Annotated in this window: 11 protein-coding genes and 1 pseudogene; 8 read left to right on the top strand and 4 right to left on the bottom strand. The window is 71.5% G+C overall.

Annotation, left to right across the window (positions count from 1 at the left end):
- Window positions 1-26 precede the first annotated feature (26 nt).
- The 3 genes from WMF12_RS19015 to WMF12_RS19005 all read right to left on the bottom strand — a co-directional run bounded on the left by WMF12_RS19015 (window position 27) and on the right by WMF12_RS19005 (window position 5,284).
- Window positions 27-1,826: a serine/threonine protein kinase gene (locus WMF12_RS19015; RefSeq protein ID WP_437872986.1), complete on the bottom strand. Its 1,800-nt coding sequence runs from the start codon at window positions 1,824-1,826 to the stop codon at window positions 27-29.
- Between the two features lie 536 nt (window positions 1,827-2,362).
- Entirely contained in the window at window positions 2,363-3,136 is a 774-nt protein-coding gene (locus WMF12_RS19010; protein WP_437747062.1) for a hypothetical protein, read from the bottom strand.
- A gap of 864 nt (window positions 3,137-4,000) precedes the next feature.
- Window positions 4,001-5,284 (bottom strand): SUMF1/EgtB/PvdO family nonheme iron enzyme, encoded by a 1,284-nt coding sequence (locus WMF12_RS19005; RefSeq protein WP_437872985.1) that lies wholly within the window; start codon window positions 5,282-5,284, stop codon window positions 4,001-4,003.
- A 115-nt stretch (window positions 5,285-5,399) separates the two neighbouring features.
- Here WMF12_RS19005 and WMF12_RS19000 point away from each other — a divergent pair, with 115 nt between their 5' ends.
- From WMF12_RS19000 to WMF12_RS18965, 8 genes and pseudogenes are all read left to right on the top strand, one after another.
- The gene (locus WMF12_RS19000) at window positions 5,400-7,010 is read left to right on the top strand and encodes a metallophosphoesterase family protein (RefSeq protein WP_437872984.1); all 1,611 of its coding nucleotides are present in this window, start codon (window positions 5,400-5,402) and stop codon (window positions 7,008-7,010) included.
- A 1,140-nt stretch (window positions 7,011-8,150) separates the two neighbouring features.
- Entirely contained in the window at window positions 8,151-8,693 is a 543-nt protein-coding gene (locus WMF12_RS18995; RefSeq protein WP_437872983.1) for a hypothetical protein, read from the top strand.
- Between the two features lie 705 nt (window positions 8,694-9,398).
- Window positions 9,399-10,619: a vWA domain-containing protein gene (locus WMF12_RS18990; RefSeq protein WP_437872982.1), complete on the top strand. Its 1,221-nt coding sequence runs from the start codon at window positions 9,399-9,401 to the stop codon at window positions 10,617-10,619.
- A 90-nt stretch (window positions 10,620-10,709) separates the two neighbouring features.
- On the top strand, window positions 10,710-12,002 hold the full coding sequence (locus WMF12_RS18985; protein ID WP_437872981.1) for a BMP family lipoprotein: 1,293 nt from the start codon (window positions 10,710-10,712) through the stop codon (window positions 12,000-12,002).
- Between the two features lie 83 nt (window positions 12,003-12,085).
- Window positions 12,086-12,562: pseudogene (locus tag WMF12_RS18980) on the top strand (ATP-binding cassette domain-containing protein); the annotation flags it as partial.
- Between the two features lie 174 nt (window positions 12,563-12,736).
- The gene (locus WMF12_RS18975; RefSeq protein ID WP_437873871.1) at window positions 12,737-13,672 is read left to right on the top strand and encodes an ATP-binding cassette domain-containing protein; all 936 of its coding nucleotides are present in this window, start codon (window positions 12,737-12,739) and stop codon (window positions 13,670-13,672) included.
- The gene (locus WMF12_RS18970; protein WP_437872980.1) at window positions 13,669-14,754 is read left to right on the top strand and encodes an ABC transporter permease; all 1,086 of its coding nucleotides are present in this window, start codon (window positions 13,669-13,671) and stop codon (window positions 14,752-14,754) included. Before WMF12_RS18975 ends, WMF12_RS18970 begins: the two co-directional genes overlap by 4 nt.
- Before the next feature lie 60 nt (window positions 14,755-14,814).
- The gene (locus WMF12_RS18965; RefSeq protein WP_437872979.1) at window positions 14,815-15,867 is read left to right on the top strand and encodes an ABC transporter permease; all 1,053 of its coding nucleotides are present in this window, start codon (window positions 14,815-14,817) and stop codon (window positions 15,865-15,867) included.
- Between the two features lie 39 nt (window positions 15,868-15,906).
- Here the strand turns inward: WMF12_RS18965 and WMF12_RS18960 are convergent, their stop codons facing one another.
- Window positions 15,907-17,175 (bottom strand): DNRLRE domain-containing protein, encoded by a 1,269-nt coding sequence (locus WMF12_RS18960; protein WP_437872978.1) that lies wholly within the window; start codon window positions 17,173-17,175, stop codon window positions 15,907-15,909.
- Window positions 17,176-17,683: the final 508 nt, after the last annotated feature.

The raw sequence follows: 17,683 nt of genomic DNA, 5'->3' as shown, positions 1-17,683 counted from the left end.
ACCGTACTCAGCCTGTCGTTCCGCTGCTACTTTCCGAACTCGTCGGTGTTGTCGATGATCCCCTTGGGGGTCGTGGGCGCGGGCGGAGGCGCCGGCGGCGCGGTCGAGGCGCTCTTCGCCGACGTCGCAGGACCGCCCTTCCCCGACGTCGGCGTGAGCTCGACCTTCGGCGGCAACGCGCCGGTGTCGGTCACCACGACGTCGGCCATCGCCTCGCCTCCCCCCTTCTTGAAGACGCGCACCCTGTGCACGCTCCCGGGCGGCCCGGTGATATCGAGGATCCCGTTGCGTGTCGTCACGCGCTTGCCCTCGACCTCGACCGAGGCGTCGGCGGGCAGGATGACGACCTGAACGCGCTTCGGCTGCGGCTCGACCGCCGCGACCACCTCCGGCGTCGCGGCCGGCGGCGGCGTCGGGGCCGGGCCGGTCGACGTCGGCGTGGCCGCCGCAGGCGGGAGCGTCTCGACGGTCGCCTTCGCCTCCGGCTGCACGACCGGCTCCGGCGACGGCCGGCTGATGAAGTACACGCCGGCCGCGATGACCGCGGCGGCGAGCGCGGCGCCGGCCACCACCGGCACCCGCGGAACGCCGGGCTGCGTGCCGCGGTGCGACTGCGTGAGCGCCCCCGTCGTCGCAGCGCCAGCGTGGTGGGTGGCCGGAATGATCGCCGCCGCCGGCCCGCTCTGGAGCGGGGGCGGCGCGAACGACGAGTAGCCTCCGCGGTGCTCCTGCGGGACCGCGGGATACCCGCCGCTCTGGTTCGCCTGCGCGGTCGCGGCGTACGCGCCGCTCTGGTTCGCCGGCGAGATCGCGGGGTACCCGCCGCTCTGGTTCGCCGGCGAGGCCGCGGCGTACGCGCCGCCCTGGTTCGCGGGCGGCGCGTTCATCGCGAGCCGCGGCGCGGACTGCCGGTGCACGGCCTCCGGCAGCGGCACGAGCATGCCCTCGTGGATGCCCCAGCCGTACGGAAGGAGCGGCCGGATGGCGCCGAACATCTCCTGCGCGCTCTGGTAGCGCTGCCCGGGGGCTTGCAGGAGGCATCGGTGCACGATCGCCGCGATCTCGGGCGCCACCCACGGGGCGAAATCCTGCACCTGCGGCGGAGGATCCGAGCAGATCGCGATGATCAGCTCACCGAGCGCGGTGATGTGATGGTACGGCGTCCGCCCGGTCAGCAGCTGGTAGAGCACGGCGCCGAGCGACCAGATGTCGGTGCGGTGGTCGATCTCCTTCTGGCCGCGCGCCTGCTCGGGCGACATGTAGAGCGGCGAGCCGATCAGGTTCCCGGTGCGCGTCAGATCGGCGCTCTCGGTCTCGTTCGCCCGGTCCATCTTCACCTTGGCGATCCCGAAATCGAGCAGCTTGACGAGGATCTCGCCGGCGTCGCGGCGCGCGAGGAACAGGTTGTGCGGCTTGATGTCGCGGTGGACGACGCTCGCCTCGTGCGCCTTCTGGAGCCCGATGCACGACTGCGCGACGATGCGCAGCGCGAGGTCGGGCGCGAGCGGTCCGACGCGCTTGATGAGCTCGTGGACGTCCTCGCCCGCGAGGAACTCCATCGCGAGGAACGGCAGGTTCGAGCCGCGATCGACGCCGGCGTCGAGCACCTGGGTGATGTGCTGTGTGTCGATCGCGCCTGCCGCGCGCGCCTCGCGCTGGAAGCGGCTCACGACCTTCGGGTCGCGGGTGAGATCCGCCGAGCTGATCACCTTCACGGCGCAACGCCGGCCGGTCCCCGTGTGCTCGGCCTCGTAGACCGAGCCCATGGCGCCCTCGCCGAGGAGCTTGCGAATCTGATATTTGCCGTCGATGATCGTGCCGATCACAGCGTTAGCGCCACTCTAAGGGATCGCTCACGGCGTAGCAACGCCCGTGAAGGCGGCACATGCCGCCGGCGCGGACTCGCTGGACTCGGGTGTAATTTCGCGGGCCGCGTCGCGCTCCCGCGGCGCAACGCGTCTCACCTCACCATCATCGCCGGCCATCCACCATCCCGCGCGAGCCGCGGGGGCACGGCCGCGTGGCGCCGTCCCCCCTGCGTCCGCGACCCGCGCTGGCGGCGACGACCTCACCTCACATGGGTCGCCCCCGCCGGCGCGGGCCCAGCCTCTGCCGTTGCAGCCGTTCGAGCGCTGCCGTCACGTCCCCGCCGTCCGCTGGCCGCCGGGGTGGTGAGCCCGAGGCGGCGCTGGCGGAGCTCGCGCGGGAGGGCGGCGACGATGGGCCGACCCGAGATCGGCCATCGAGCGCGAGCGACTCACGCTCTCCCGTGGCGGCCTGCGCGCGGCGCCGGGCTTGTTTCCTCCGAGCCCCGCGCCCTCTCAGCGGCCGGCGCTAGCGGCCGAGGCCCGAGGCCCCGTAGTTACCAGCCGAGCCCGCTGTTGTTGCCGCCGCAGCTCCCCCCGCCACCGCAGCAGCCCCCCGAGAACCCGCCACCGCCACCGCAGGGGCTGCCCGCAAACCCGCTACCGCCACCGCAGGGGCTGCCCGCAAACCCGCCACCGAAGGAGCCCGGCGCGAACCCGCCACCGCAGGGGCCGGCCGAGAACCCGCCGTTGAACGGGCCGCCGATGCCCGGATTGCAGGGGTTGTGGGGCGGCCGGTTGCAGCAGCAGGGGGGAGCGAAGTTGTTGCAGGGGTTGCACGGGAAGCAGTCGGGAACGAACGTGGTGCAACTCGACGAGATGATCGCGGCGGGCACGCCGAAGCCGCCGAAGCCGCCGAAGCCGCCGAAGCCGCCGAACGGCATCCCGCCCACACCCGGCACGCCACCGACGCCCGGCACGCCCGCGGGTCCCTGGCCGACAGGCCCCTGGCCGACAGGCCCCTGCCCCATCTGGCCGATCGGCGCCTGCAGGCCGGGGCTCGCCGGTCCCTGCACGCCGACCGGCGCCTGGCCGAGGTCCATGGGGCCCTGCGCGCCGATGGGCCCGCCCTTGCCACCGTACGGCTCCTGATACCCGCCCCTCGCAGACGCGCCGGCCTCGAGCGCCTCGGCGGTCGAATCGACCAGCTCGACCTCGTCGACGCCGGCCTCGTCGAGATCCGCGTCGTCCGCTGCATCGATGGCGCACCCCGTGCCCAGCGCCGCCATCACCATCGCGAGCCCCAGCACCTTGCCATGAATCGAGAGCATGTGTTGTCCTCCTCAATATCCCGTGATGGCCGGAAGGTCCGAGCCACCTTGGGCTCATCGAAGAGCAGGGTGTGTGCCTCAGCCCTCGTGTGCAGACACTGCCGCTGCGAGCTCGTGTCACCGGCCTTGGCGCGTCCGCAAAAAGGCATTCTCTGGATCGACGCCGGCCTTGGTTTTCCGGGTTCTCAACGCGGAGACCGGCGGGACGGCCCCCGATCGGAGGGCGTATCGCGCGCGGGCCGCGCGCCCCATGCTGGAGATGACGAACTCAACGCCTCGGCGCCGGGCGCCGCGCGCAGCGCGCAGCGCCTCTCTCGCGGGCTTTCGAGCAGGTCACCTGCGCTCCCGCCCGCACCGCGGCCGTCGTGAACGAGAGCCGTCGAGCCCCGCTCGAGGCCCGCTGGCGACGGCGCGCGGCGCCTCCCCGCCGCTCGTCTGACCGGGCCGCAACCCGCTCGCGACGTCGGACCCTCTGCGCCTGACGTGCTCAGGCTGCGCCGTTTGTGCCCCAACGGAGGCACGACACGAATCGATCACCTCGGGCCGTAATCGTCTGCCTCCGCCACCGCAACTTTGCGGCGGGCGCTCGAAACGAGCCGCGTCGGCGATATCCTGCGCCCATGGACCACCCGCTGCGCGCACGTGGGCTCATGTGGTCAAACCTATGTGCGTGGATCCAGCCGCTCGTTGTACGCACGTCGCGTGCGCACCCGGCGGCCCGACCGCGGCCGGCGAACTGGAGGACTTTTCTCCGGAGGGCGCGTGCGCGGATCGAGCGAGACGGAAGGGCCCCGCGCGCGCCGCGGGCCGCGCCCCGCTCGCCACGATGGGTTCCAGGCCTGATCGCCGCTCTTCTTGATGTCCTTATCGCTGCGCGCCCCTGGCGCCCTGGTGGTCGACGCCCTCGTCTCGCTCGGCGCCGTCCGGCGGCGTGATGTCCTTGCAGCAGCGGAATCCAAGGTGGTAGTTCGCGTGGCTGCCCCTGCTCATGAGGCGCGTCGCGTGCCAGTCGGGGGCGCGAAAGCGGCAGTCGTCGGCGTGGACCTCCATCGACGAGAACGCGAACCAGCTCCCCTTCATCTCGGTGAAGCCCCGATCGCCGTGCCGCGCGAGCTCCTCGGGCAGGATGGGCAGGCTCATGTGCTCGGCCACGTTGCCGTGCAGATCGAAGACACCGAGGCTGCTCCGGCATGCGGGGAACGCGCCGGCCGGATACGTGTTGGAGCCGCAGCGGTCCCACCCGCCGCCTGGACAGCCCGGCGTGCGGGAGCTCCCCGTCCCGCAGAGCGCGTGGTTCTTCGCGGGGCCGTAGCTCCACACCTTCTCGCGCAGGAGGTTGTGGTGCCAGCTCGCCTCGTTCCGGGGGCGCGCCCACTCGTACTCGACGTCCGGATCCCGGAGGGCGCCGGCGCACGCCCCCTCCCACTCGTGCGCGTCGCAGATCCGTTTCCCGACCGCCCTGCACAGGAGCGCCGCCTCGCGGGCCCGGACGTGCACCACGGGGTACTCGCAGGGCACGTTCGGGAACTCGAGCTGATCGACGCACGCGGGGGCGTCCGCCGCGGTCTGACCGCGCGTGGGATCGAAGAGCGGCACCATCCCCGGCGCGCCGCAGGCCGGCTCGCGCGCCGGCTCGACGCCCGAGAGCGCTCGAATGCGACGGCACTCGGATCGCGACATCGGGTGCCGCGTCAGCGAGGGGTTGCCCTGGCCGAGCACTGTCGACGCCGCGAAGATCGCCTCGACCTGCCGCATCGCCTCGTCGGGGAGCGCGAGCTCGCGCCGCATCCGCGCGAACAGCCGGAGGCGCTGCTCTTCCAGCGTGCCGGGCTCGGCGTCCTCGTCATCCGCCGTGAGCGTCACGCGCTCTGGTGGCGCCGTCGGCGCGCGCTCCGGCAGCGCGCTCGCCACGAGCGGCGCCGCGCTGCGCGCCGCCGTCGCGGGCGCCCCGGTCCACACGGCCACGGCCGCGCTGGTCCACACGGCCGCCCCCGCGCCGGCAGCGCCCGCGGCGACGAGGGCCGCGGCCCTGCCACGCCGGCGCGCAGGCGCCGCGCGCGCGCCGGTCGAGAGCGCCGGCGGCGGGCCGCTCGACGCGGGTGATCGCAGGGCGCAGGCCGGCTCTATCGGCGTCTCGGTGCAGGACATCAGCGCGCGAGCTCGCGCTTACTGCTACGAGCATCCATCGATTCCGGCAACTTTCGGGGCGCGCGCGGCCCGAGCGGCTCCTTGACGGTACTGCCCGGGGCACGTCAAATGAGGCATGGCGCGAAGGGCGGCCCTCCGAGTCCTCTACCTGGCGCTCTTGCCGGTGCTCGTCCTGCTCGCGCTGGTCATCACCCCGGCCCTCGTCGTCTCCAGCGTTGCGAGCCAAGGCCGCGTGTGGCGGCCGGAGACATGGAAGAAGATCTCCTACGGGAGCCGCTACTTCCGCTCGTCGTTCCGGGGGAGGCTCGGCGAGGTCGTCGACGTCATCGACGTCGTCCGCGATCGCCTGATCCTGCTGCTCGTCCTCCTCGCCGCGGCCTGCGGCGCCGGCGGGCTCGCCGTGCACGCCCTCGAGATCGGCGTCCCCGCCTGGCTCTCCGCGTGGCTGGACGGGTCGTTCCTCTCCTTCCTCGCGTCCTGGTTCCCCGCGGGCGGCAGGCTCTCCTTCGGCGGCGGGGCCGCGCTCGTCCTGGCCGTGTGCACGGCGCTCGCCGCGCTCGCGCTCGGGCTCTCGCTCTATGCCTGGCTCGCGTCCGCCCTGGGCGAGGCGACCCGCGTGATCCTGCGGTATGGCGGCGCGGCGACGCTCTTCCCCGATCCTGGCGACGCGATCCCCGGCGGGCGGCTCGTCCTCTGCCAGATCTCCGATCTCCACATCACGGCGGGCGGCCGCGAGCCCTACGAGATCGAGGAGGGCTCCGCCGCGTGGCCGGAAGGGGCCCCTCGCCCCGACACCGCCGAGCTGACAGGCCGCCTCCAGCGGCTCGTGGCGGAGATCGCCGCCATGAAGCCGCCGCTCGTCGCGCTGACGGGCGACATGACCGATCTCGGGGAAGAGGCGCAGTGGGACGAGCTCGAGGCGGCGCTCTCCGGCATCCCGGCCTCCTCGCAGGTGCTCATGGTGCCCGGCAACCACGATGTCGCCATCAACCTCGGCACGTCGCCTGACCCGTACCTCACGAAGCGGGCGGAGCGCGAGCAGCGCTTCATCGAGGTGCTCACCCGCGTGGAGCGCGGCCCCTTCCAGCCTCCCCTTCACGTCCCGGCCCGCAAGCGCGCGCGACGGCGGCTGCGCGCGATCGCCGGCCTGTATCCGAGGCGGCTCGATCTCGGGGGCGGTATCCGGATCTTCGGACTCAACTCCAACCGTTACAGGTCGCGGTTCGTGGGGTCGAACGCGATCGGGCAGATCGGCGGCGCTCAGCTGCGTCGCCTCGCCCGCGCGCTCCGGCGGGGGTCCGGCCCGGTCGTCGTGCTGCTCCACCACCACGTGGCGCGCCTCGCGGGGCCAATCTCTCTCAACGACACGTTCATGATCGCCATGGATGGCCCGCGCCTCCTCGAGATGCTCGCGGCGTATCAGCAGAAGAACCCGAAGAAGAACAGCGCGCTCGTGCTCCACGGGCACAAGCACCTCGCGTTCTTCGGCCACTACCGCTCGAAGAGCGGCGGCCGCGTCAGCGTGTACGCGCACCCCTCGTCGACGCTCGGCCACGAGACCGACGGTTACCTCGACGGCGTCGCCAGGTTCGCGGCGATCCGCCTGACGGACGACGGTATCTGGCGCGTCGAGACGCACCCGCTCCGCCCCGCGCGCTCTGCCGCGCCTGCGCCGCCCGCCGCAACCGAGGCGGAGCCGGCCGCCACCGAGGCGGCGGTGTCCTGAGGCGTGCCCTTCTGCACGGACGGGTGACCCGCCCGATCGCTTCGCGAGCAGACGGCGACGCCGGCGGGGAGCATCCGCGGGCCTCCTCGACGATGCGGAGCATGGAGCGGAGCACGTCCTCGTCGAAGCCCCTCTGACACGAACGACGCGGCTGCCCGTGCTCTCGATGACGTGATCGGCGTCGCGACAGCGGGCGACGGCGCCTCCGTCGAGCGCTGAACGCGCGCCAACGCGATCGTCTTTGCCGTACCCGTCAGCTCCGCGCGGAAGCGGCCAGCGTCGCGCGAGAGCGTCGGAGTGTAATGGGCGAAGGTGAAGCCACTTTGTCGCTGCGCGCTTCCCTGCTCTCCATCTGCTCCATGACACCTGGCGAACCTGCAAGTTCGAAGGGCCGTGCGCGGCACTTCGGCACGTCCAGAACCGCATCGTCCCAGGGCGGGCAAGCGCCCCGGACTACCGAGTTTGATTTTCACTGGTTCAACATATCTGGCATTTCAGGAGTCTCGCCATCCGCTCGCGAGAGGGCGCTCAGGGTTCGTGACGGTCGCACGCCCCTGGTCGTTGTGTGTCTGGAATGCCCGAGCGTACGTTGTAAACGACCCCTGCTGTTCCTTTGTTGTGAATATTCGATTACTCAACGCACCTAAGGAGCCGAGGCGTTGTCGCAGCGTTCGATGCAAACGTCGCGCGGTGCCCAACCTGGACGCGCCCGTCGACAATCCAAGACATGATCCATGTTGGGAGGACAGCGAAATCCGACGACGCGAGCATGCTGGGCGCCCCCGCCCGCGCTCAACCATCGCAGCAGACTCGAGGCGCTGCGACATCCGTCGTCGCAGCGCCGCTGCGGCGCATGACCTCATGAACGTCGCGACCATTCATTCGACTGTCCGAGTCGGCATCCGCCAAAATCCTGTCCACAGCCCAAGGTCGGCGATTGCCACGAAGAGCGTTATTGTTTCTTGACCATCCCACAGGTGGCGACAATAGTGACTCACGATACAGCGCTGCGTTGGTGGCAAGGCTGGAGCGTCCGCAACGCGTCCGATATCACGCTGTACAACTACCATCCAGAAGTCCTCTCGCTATCGAGAAGGAACCATCTGTTTGGCTTGTTCAAAAGCAGAAAGGGTACGCACCATGACGAGCATGAACACTGTCTTTGGAAGAGTTGGCTCGATGTTTCGAACCGCGGTTGTTCCTGTCGCTACCATGTTGAGCCTGGCATTTGCCACCCCGGCGAACGCCCAAAAGCCTGGGGCACACATCGTTGGAGATCTCACCATTGCCAAGTCGCTCGCGACTGGTCTCACCGTGGAGGGAACGGGAGCCGGTTTCGGCAACTTCGTGACCGATGCCTTCCTCACGGCCGATAGGGTTGTAGCCACATGGCAATGCAGGAATCCCGGCGGCAACATTGCGCCCGGCCAGGGAACCGAGTTGACGGATGTGGTAGGGGAGCCTCAGACAATCGAGCCTCGCGCAGGTCGCATCGAGTTCAACGTAACGCTGCCTGTTCCACCTCGGCCGGACCCGGATATCGCCTGCCCGAACGGGAACTGGACCATCGATCCTACACCGCTGTCGCTCACCTACTTCGGTGTGGTGCTGCATTTTCAGCAGGTAATCGACAATGTCGTCACGGAGGTCCTCATGGTCCCGCTGGGCGACCAGGACCCGTGAGGCCGAAGCGCGGGGACATCGCTCGCTGAACGCCCCCGCTCCCGCAGTGGAGCAATACGGACAGCCTCCTCGGAGGCTCTCCCTCTCCGCCTGCCCGCCAGCAGAGACCAAAGGGGCCGGCTCCGCGAGCTGAGGCGGCGACCGGCCTGATCTCGGCCACCGGCTGGTTCGACTCGATGACGACCAGGATCTCCCCCGCCACGACGCGGCGCAGGTACCGCGCAGGTCCTGTCGGCTCTCGCGGCGACCCGACCCAGGTTGGGGTAGCGGGTCCGGCTGCTTCCATGTCGAGATCGCCCCGACGTGTCCCCTGACCCAGGCCACCGACGCCCCACCTCGCCCTCGATCCTCACCACCTCGGCAAGCTCGCCCTCCGGGTGAGTTGAGCCGGCAGGGCCGCACGCCGGAATGCGTGGCGCGCGGCGCTCTGGGCCCCCTCGCGCCGGCGCCGCCGGCCACAGCCGAGGCCGCGGTGCGACAGGAATCCACATCGCACGATATGCAGGATGGCAGCGTCCGCCCGGCTGCGGCGCATCATTTCGGCGCCATGCGTCGTCCGGCACCCACCTCCGTCAGCTATGCTTCCCGGGTGACGGGGCATCGGGAGCGAGCTTCACGGCCGTGTCTGCTTCGGTGCCCACGCAGCATCGACGGCTTCGGCGCCGGCGACACGCGCCGGGCCGCGCTTCATGGAGGGTTCGACTTATGAGATTGCCCACGATGGCCATTGTGTTGCTGACAGTGGGTGCGATCGGCGTTGGATGTGGGGGCAATGGCGCCAGCGACGGCGACGGGAGCTCGCAGAGCGGCGGCCCGGGGAGCGGGGGCTCTGGCCAAGGGAGCTCCCAGAGCACGAGCGGCGATTTCGGATCGGGCGGTCCGGGCGCAAGCGGCTCCTCGGGGCAAGGCGGCTCCTCGAGCAACGGCAGCTCCTCGGGCCAAGGTGGGGCGTGCGCCACCCAGTCGGCCAGCGCCGACCTCCAGCCCGTGTACCTCGCCTTCGCGTTCGACGTGTCCGGCAGCATGGGCATGGGCGACGAGCCCTGGTACGACAAGGAGCTCAAGTGGGATCCCGTCGTGGCGGCGACGAAGCAGTTCTTCAGTGATCCCCTGTCCGAGGGCATCAACGCGTCGCTCAGGTTCTTTCCGAGCGACGACGAGGACCGCGATGAGAAGTGCTCGGCCGAGACCTACGAGACACCCGAGGTCCCGATGACGCCGCTGCCCTCTCCGCGCTTCGAGGAGGCGATCACCGCCGTCACCCCGGCCACCAGCGCCGACTGGCGCGGCGGCACGCCGACGCTGTTCGTCATGCAGGGGACGATCTCGTACGTCGAAGACCAGCGGCAGGCCACGCCCGGCAGGTACGCCATCGTCCTCGTCACGGACGGCTATCCTGCGGGCTGCGGCACGGACGCCAACAGGATCGAGGGCGTGTCGGACGCCGCGGCCGGCGCGCTCGAGGACGGCGTCCCGACGTACGTCATCGGCGTCGACAACCCGCCGATCGAGGGCGCGCCGCACGACCTCGACAACCTGCACCAGATCGCCGACGCGGGCGGGACGGAGCAAGCCTACCTGATCGACACGGGCAATCCCGGGGCGACCTCGGCTGCCTTCAAGGCGGCGATCGACGCGATCCGCGGCGCCTCGGTCTCCTGCACGGTCGAGATCCCGCCCGCTCCCGACGGGCGGAGCTTCGACGCGCAGCGGGTCCGCGTGACGTACCAGAGCGGCGGAGGTAACCCGACGGCGCTCTCCTACGACCAGGAGTGCGCGAGCGAGAACGCCTGGCGTTACGACAGCGCCGCGAACCCGACCCAGATCGTGCTCTGCGACAGCACGTGCGCCACGATCCAGGCGGACCCCGAAGCGGCCCTGGGGGTCGACTTCACCTGCGAAGACGTGATCGTGATACCGCAGTGAAACGCGGACGACGCCCAGCACACCTGCGCTCGGCGTCGTCTGTCTCGGCGGTTCTTGACACCCTGCGACATTCCCGCCCACGATGCCTCGGTGACACCTCACCCGCCGAAGTCGCCCGCGGCCCTCGCTGTCCCGCGCCCCGCTGCCCGCCCGCCCGCCGTTCTCACCATCGCGCTGTCGCTGCTGGCCGGCGCGTGCCAGGGCTCGTCGACGAGCACGAGCCCGCCCTCGGAGAAGACCGCCGGTCCCAGCGTCGCGGCGCCGGCGAGCGCGGCGCCGGCCGCCGCCTACAAGGTCGGCATGGTGCTTGTCGGCCCCTACAACGACAAAGGGTGGAACCAGGCCCATCACGACGGCATCCGGTCGGTGCTCGCCAAGATGCCGGACGTCGGCTTCGAGTATGTCGACAAGGTGAACCCGTCCGACCGCCCGAACGTGAAGGGTTCCCAGGTCGCGGACGATCTCATCTCCCGGGGCGCGCGGTTCGTCGTCTACAACTCCGACGATTACAAGGACGACGCCCTCGAGACCGCGCGCAAGCACCCGGAGGTCACGGTCATCCACATCTCCGGCGATTACGCCTGGAAGGAGGGCAAGAACCACAAGCCCCAGCCGAACCTGGGCAACCTCATGGGGCGTATCGAGACGGCCCAGCACATCGCCGGGTGCGCCGCGGCGCTCGGCACCGAGACGGGCAAGATCGGATATGTCGGCCCGCTCGTGAACGACGAGACCCGCCGGCTGGTCACCGCGGCGTACCTCGGCGCGCGGTACTGCTGGGAGAAGTACCAGAAGAAGAAGCCGGAGGACCTCACGTTCAAGGTCACGTGGATCGGCTTCTGGTTCAACATCCCGGGCGTCACCCTCGACCCCACCAAGGTGTCCGACGACTTCATCGGCGGCGGCTTCGACGTGCTGATGACCGGGCTGGACACGCCCGAGGCCGCGCTGCAGGCCAAGAAGGCGAGCGGCGCGGGCAAGAAGGTCAAGTACGTCCATTACGACCACAGGGCCGGCTGCGACCTGGCGCCGGAGATCTGCCTCGGCGTCGCGTACTACAACTGGGCGCCGCTCTACCGCGACGCGATCGAGAAGGCGCGCGCGGGCAAGTACGCGAGCGATTTCGTCTGGCAAGGGCCGGACTTCCGCGACCTGAACGGCGAGTCGTCGGTCGTCGGCTTCGGGCCTGGCGCCGCGCTGGGAGAGGCGCAGGCGCCGCTCGGCGCGTTCGTCATCGAGCTGGCCAACGGGCTCGACCTCTTCAAGGGGCCGCTCAAGTTCCAGGACGGCACCGAGTTCCTGAAGGACGGCGAGGCCGCGACGCCCCAGCAGATCTGGTATCTGCCGCAGCTGGTCCGGGGGATCACCGGGCCGAGCAAGTAGCCGTCTCCGGGCGGTGATCCATGCGGATCGAGATCGAGCGCGTCGCGAAGCGGTTCGGCCCGGTCAAGGCCAACGACGGCGTGTCGCTGACGATCCAGGCTGGCGCCGTCCACGGGCTGCTCGGCGAGAACGGCGCCGGCAAGAGCACGCTCCTCCGCATCCTGGGCGGGCTCCTCCGCCCGGACGGGGGTCGATTGCTCTTCGACGGCCGCCCGGTGGCGCTCGCGAGCCCTGCGGACGCGCTCGCCGCCGGCGTCGGCGTGCTCCACCAGGAGCCGCTCGATTTCCCGCCGCTCACCGTCCTGGAGAGCTACCTGGTCGCCCGGCCCCGCGCGGCCGGCGTTGAAGGCGGCGCGCGCTCGCCGCTGGCGACGCGCGGCCGCGCCGGCGGCGTCTTCCTCCCCCGGCGCGCGGCGCGCGAGGAGCTGCTCGCGCTCGCGGCGCGCTTCGGCTTCTCCGTCGACCCGGACGAGCACGTCGCCCGGCTCACCCTCGGGGAGCGCCAGCAGATCGAGCTCTTGCGGCTCCTCTCGCTGGGCGTCCGAGCGCTGCTCCTGGACGAGCCCACGACGGGGATCTCCGGGGCGCAGCAGGAGGCCCTGTTCTCCGCGCTGCGGCGGCTCAAAGCGGACGGCAAGGCGATCGTCCTCGTGTCGCACAAGCTCTCCGACGTCGAGGCGCTCTGCGATCGCGTGACGGTGCTGCGGCACGGCAAGGTGGCGGGAGAGGCGGAGATGCCGACCGGTGCCGATCGTCTCGTCGCGCTGATGTTCGGCGAGGCGCTTGCGCCTCAGGAGCGGTCCCCCGAGGAGGGCGGCGGCGCGGCGCTCGCGCCCCTGGAGCGCCTGCCCGAGCCGAGCGGCGGCGCGGAGCCGAGCGGCGGCGAGGCGCTCGCCCTCGAGGGCGTGGCGTTCGGCGACCACCGGCTCGACGTGCGCATCGCTCACCTGGCCGTCCGCCGCGGCGAGGTGATCGGGCTCGCGGGCCTCGAGGGGAGCGGCCAGCGCCTCCTGCTGCGCGCCTGCGCGGGGCTGCTCCGGGCGCGGCGGGGACGCGTCGTCGTGGGCGGGGCCGACCTGACCGGCCGCCCCTACCCGGCCTTCCTGCGCGCCGGCGTGGGCTACCTGCCCGCCGATCGCCGTCGCGAGGGCCTCATCGCGGGTCTCTCCATCGAGGAGCACGTCGCGCTGCGCGCGCCGCGGCCCGGCCTCTTCCTGCGCCCGCGGGAGATCCGGCGCGCCGCCGAGCGGGCGATCGAGGCGCTCCGGATCCGGGGCCGGCCCGACACGCCCGTCGAGCGGCTCTCCGGCGGCAACCAGCAGCGCACCCAGCTCGCGCTCCTCCCCGCGGGCCTCGCGCTGCTCCTCCTGGAGCAGCCGACCCGGGGGCTCGACATCGCGTCGGCGCGCTGGGTCTGGGAGCAGCTCCTCGCGCGGTGCCGTGCCGGCGCGGCGCTCCTGTTCGCGTCGTCCGACCTCGACGAGCTGATGCGCTACAGCGATCGCATCCTCGTGTTCAGCGGCGGGCGCGTCTCGCCGCCCGTCGGCGTCGCCGACCTCACGCTGGACCGGCTCGGGCGGATGATCGGAGGCGAGCTCGACGGCGCCGCCCTGCCCTCGGCGCCTGGTGCACCTGCGCCGCCCCCGGCGCCTGCGGGGTCCGAGCGATGAGCTCCGAGCCGAGCGCCCCTGCCGAGCCCGCGGCGCGCCGCGCGCCGCGCCGCGGGGCCTTATCCCTCCTCCTTCGCCTCGTACCGCTCGCCCTGGCGTTCGCGCTCGTGGCGGGCCTCTGCGCGCTCCTCGGCGCCTCGCCGGCGGCGGTGGCCGCGGGCCTGTGGCAGGGCGCGTTCGGCTCCACGGATCGCGCCGCGCGGGTGCTCGTCACGCTGGCGCCGCTGCTCCTCTGTGGGAGCGGCCTGCTCTTCACGTTTCGCGCTGGCCTGTACCACCTCGGCGTCGAAGGGCAGCTCGTCCTGGGCGCCGTCTGCGCCACGGGCGCGGCGCGCGCCCTGTGGCCGCACCTCCCGGCGGGTGCCGTGGTCGCGCTCTGCGTCGGCGCGGGCGCGATCGGCGGGGTGCTCTGGGGCGCCCTCACGGGCGCGCTGCACACGCGGGTCCGGGTGAGCGAGATCTTCGCGGGCCTCGGCATGAACTTCGTGGCCCAGGGGCTGGTCCTGTACCTCGTCTTCGGCCCGTGGAAGCGCCCTGGCGTCGCGTCCATGGCCGGCACCGAGCCGCTCGACGGCGCGCTCTGGCTCTCCACGCTGGGCGGCACCGATCTCAGCCCCGTCGCGCTCCTGCTCGGGGTCCTCTCGCTCCTCGGGACCGCCGTCGTGCTCGGGCGGACCCACCTCGGGCTCCGGCTGCGGGCGGTGGGCCTGAGCCCGCCGGCCGCGGAGGTGCTCGGCGTGCTCGCGGCGCGGCAGGTGCTCCTCGCGTTCGCGGTCTCCGGCGCGCTCGCCGGCGTCGCCGGCGCGCTGCAGGTGCTCGGCACGTTCCACCGGCTCATCCCGAGCATCTCGAGCAACCTCGGCTTCCTCTCGCTGCTCGTGGTGATGCTCGCCGGGCGGCGCGCCGCGCTCGTCGCGCCGATCGCCCTGTTCTTCAGCGCGCTCAACGTCGGGAGCCTGGAGCTCCCGATGACCCTCGGGCTGGAGTCCTCGCTGTCGGGCGTGCTCCAGGGCGCGCTCGTCCTGTTCGCGCTCCTGTCCCCCCGGGCGGCGCGCGGCGGCGGGCGGCCGGAGGTGGCCTGATGGCACGAGGCCCGAAGGGACGAGGCCGATGGAGGCAGGCCTGATGGAAGGACGCCTCCGATGGAAGGAGCAGCCCTCATGAGCGACGGCGGCGCCGAGCTCCTCTCGCTGCTCGCGACCGCGCTCGCGGCGTCGACGCCGCTCGTCTACGCGGCGGTCGGCGAGACGCTGACCGAGCGGGCCGGGGTCATCAACCTCTCGGCCGAGGGCGCGATGATGCTCTCGGCGATGGTCGGCTTCGCGGCCGCCCTGTCGACCGGGAGCGTCCTCGCCGGCTTCGCCGCCGCGGCCGCGACCGGGGCGCTCGTCGCGCTCGTCGTGGCGATCGGCGGGATCTACCTCGGCCGCTCCCAGATCGCGGTCGGCTTCGTCCTGGCGATGCTCTGCGCGGATCTCTCGTCGGTGCTCGGCGGCCCGTACGTGCGCGTCCCCGGGCCGACGGTGCCGGCGGCGTCGATCCCGGTGCTGCGGGACGTGCCGCTCGTGGGGCCGCTGCTGTTCCAGAGCGATCCCCTGGTGTATGGCAGCTACGTCCTCGTCGCCTGCGCGTGGCTCTTCCTTTATCGCACGCGCGCGGGGCTCCTCCTCCGCGCGGTGGGCGAGCAGCCGGCGGCGGCGCACGCGCGCGGCGCGCATGTGACGCAGGTGCGCACGGCGGCGACGCTCGTGGGCGGGGCGCTCGTGGGCATCGCCGGCGCGGCGTACTCGCTCGATTTCAAGGCGGGATGGAGCCACCGCCACACGGCGGGTTACGGCTGGATCGCGCTGGCGATCGTGATCTTCGGCGGCTTCCATCCGGTGCGAGCGGCGCTCGGCGCGTACCTCTTCGGCGTGCTCTCGTCGGCGGCGAGCCTCGGCCAGAGCGCTCTGCCATCGGTTCCGACGCAGGTCTTCAGCGTGGCGCCGTTCGCGCTGATGATCGCGGTCCTCGGGCTCACCTCGAGCGGGCTCCTGGAGCGCGCCTCCGCGCTGCTGCCGAGCGCCGCGCGCCGCCCGCTCCTGCGCGCGTTCGACGCGACGCCTCCCGCGGCGCTCGGGCAGCCCTACCCGGCGGACGACGGTGGAGGAGCGGCCGCGCGGCGTGGATCAGAGCGCCGAGGAGCGGTTGTGTGATGTGGGTGATGGGGCGGAGGGGCGGCCGCGCGGAATGGATCAGCGGGCGAGATAACAGACCTCGAGCCAGGGGCGGTCGCTCTGGAGGGGGTGATCGCTCGAGCGGTACGACGTGCGCCCGTCCGGCCCTTCCTCGACGAGGAAGCCGTAGTTCGGGGTCGTGCCGTCGACCCACGCCTGGACGAGCCCGGTCAGATCGGCGCTCATGGCATAGGGGCCGACATAGGTGAGCTCCGCCGCGGTGGCCTTGTCGTAGCTCGCGGCGAAGCTCTGCCAGGTCACTTTGTCTTCGCTCCACGGCACGGTGATCCGGTGAGCACGGACGGTCTCGTCGCTCGATCCGAAGGCGACGACGCCGAACTCTGCCGACGTGACGGTGGCCCCGGCGGGGATGCCGTCGAGCCCGAACCGGTAGAGCGCCTGCTTGCGCGCGCCGTTGGAGTCGCCCGAGTAGTTGTAAGGGATGTGGCCGTCGCTGTAGCGGGGGAAGGCTTCCCAGATATCGGCGTCCTCGACCGCGCCGAAGGCGCCTCGCTGCAGGGTGACGCACACGTCTTTGCATGCGTCCCCGAGGCCGTCAGCATCGCTGTCGAGCTGGTCTGGATTCGCGGCAGCGGGGCAGTTGTCGCAGGCGTCGCCGATCCCGTCGAGGTCGCTGTCGGTCTGGTCCCAGTTGGCGACGCTGGCGCAGTTGTCGGTCGCATCGCAGAACGTATCGCCGTCGGTATCGCCGAGCGGACACGGATCGCAGGCGTCGCCGATCCCGTCTCCGTCCGCGTCGGCCTGGTCCGGGTTGCCGTGGTTGGCGCAGTTGTCGCAACCCGCGCCCAGGCCCGGCGCGATGTGGTCGCCGTCGTCGCTCGAGAGCGACGACAGCCCGATCTCGTAGCCGTCGCAGACGTCGCGATCCGCGCAGGGGATCGGGCCGGAGACCGCATCGTACAGGCAGAGGAGCGACGCGCCTTCGGTCGCCTCGACGTACACGCGGGCGAAGCCGACGGCCGTCGACCCGCCGTCGACGACATCGACCTGGAGATCATTGCACGCCGCGGGATTGTAGAGGGCGAGGACGTCGGGCTCGGTGAACGTCCTCTGGAGCGTCTCCGAATTGCAATCGCAGCCGTTGGTGCTCGCGACCGTGTCGAGGTGGACCCCATTCAGGTACAGCGAGAACGCGCCGGCGCCGCAATCGGCGTGGTTGATGGTGTACGTGATCGCGGTCGGTGCCCCGAACGCCGTCCCGGGGATCCCTGCGAGCACGAGGAGCGAGAGGCAAGCGCTAGCAGCGCTCGTATGGAAGTATCGCATGATTCTTCTTATATTCTTAGTTTAGACAACATACAACAGCCCTGAGAGGTTTTTGGTTCGCTGGTGTGCGCGTGCATGTGTCGCGTATCGCGTGTCGCGTGTCGCGCAGTGAACAGCGGGGTACACGGTGCGCAGTGAACAGCGGGATACTCGCCATGGGGTGAACGGCGGGATACGCGCCGTGGGGTGAACAGCGAGGTACACGACGCGCAGTGAACAGCGGGATACACGGTGCGCAGTGAACAGCGGGATACTCGCCGTGAACAGCGGGATACGCGCCGTGGGGTGAACGGCGGGGTACGCGACGCGGGTTACGCATCCGGCGGTCAACTCGTCGGGGGCGGGCGGCCGGGCAGCGCCTCGACACCATCGCCGTCCGCATTCGTGGTGACGCCGGTCGTGGTGGTGCCGGTGTCGATGGGACGTTGCGGGCGTTCAGGCGGCTTGCCGCATTGACGATTTCTTACGGCGCTCCGCCGCGAGCGGCGGGCGCGCGGGTACGGCCGGG

Source organism: Sorangium sp. So ce363, assembly GCF_051520435.1.
Taxonomy (GTDB): domain Bacteria; phylum Myxococcota_A; class Polyangia; order Polyangiales; family Polyangiaceae; genus Sorangium; species Sorangium cellulosum_B.
Note: the sequence above shows the minus strand (reverse complement) of the source record. Positions and strands in the feature narration are given on the sequence as shown.

Coding starts and splice junctions, on each gene's coding strand:
- WMF12_RS18995 (WP_437872983.1), top strand. CDS start 8,151: ATGACGAGCATGAACACTGTCTTTGGAAGAGTTGGCTCGATGTTTCGA.
- WMF12_RS18960 (WP_437872978.1), bottom strand. CDS start 17,175: ATGCGATACTTCCATACGAGCGCTGCTAGCGCTTGCCTCTCGCTCCTC.
- WMF12_RS19005 (WP_437872985.1), bottom strand. CDS start 5,284: ATGTCCTGCACCGAGACGCCGATAGAGCCGGCCTGCGCCCTGCGATCA.
- WMF12_RS18975 (WP_437873871.1), top strand. CDS start 12,737: ATGCCGACCGGTGCCGATCGTCTCGTCGCGCTGATGTTCGGCGAGGCG.
- WMF12_RS19010 (WP_437747062.1), bottom strand. CDS start 3,136: ATGCTCTCGATTCATGGCAAGGTGCTGGGGCTCGCGATGGTGATGGCG.
- WMF12_RS19000 (WP_437872984.1), top strand. CDS start 5,400: ATGGCGCGAAGGGCGGCCCTCCGAGTCCTCTACCTGGCGCTCTTGCCG.
- WMF12_RS18965 (WP_437872979.1), top strand. CDS start 14,815: ATGGAAGGAGCAGCCCTCATGAGCGACGGCGGCGCCGAGCTCCTCTCG.
- WMF12_RS18970 (WP_437872980.1), top strand. CDS start 13,669: ATGAGCTCCGAGCCGAGCGCCCCTGCCGAGCCCGCGGCGCGCCGCGCG.
- WMF12_RS18990 (WP_437872982.1), top strand. CDS start 9,399: ATGAGATTGCCCACGATGGCCATTGTGTTGCTGACAGTGGGTGCGATC.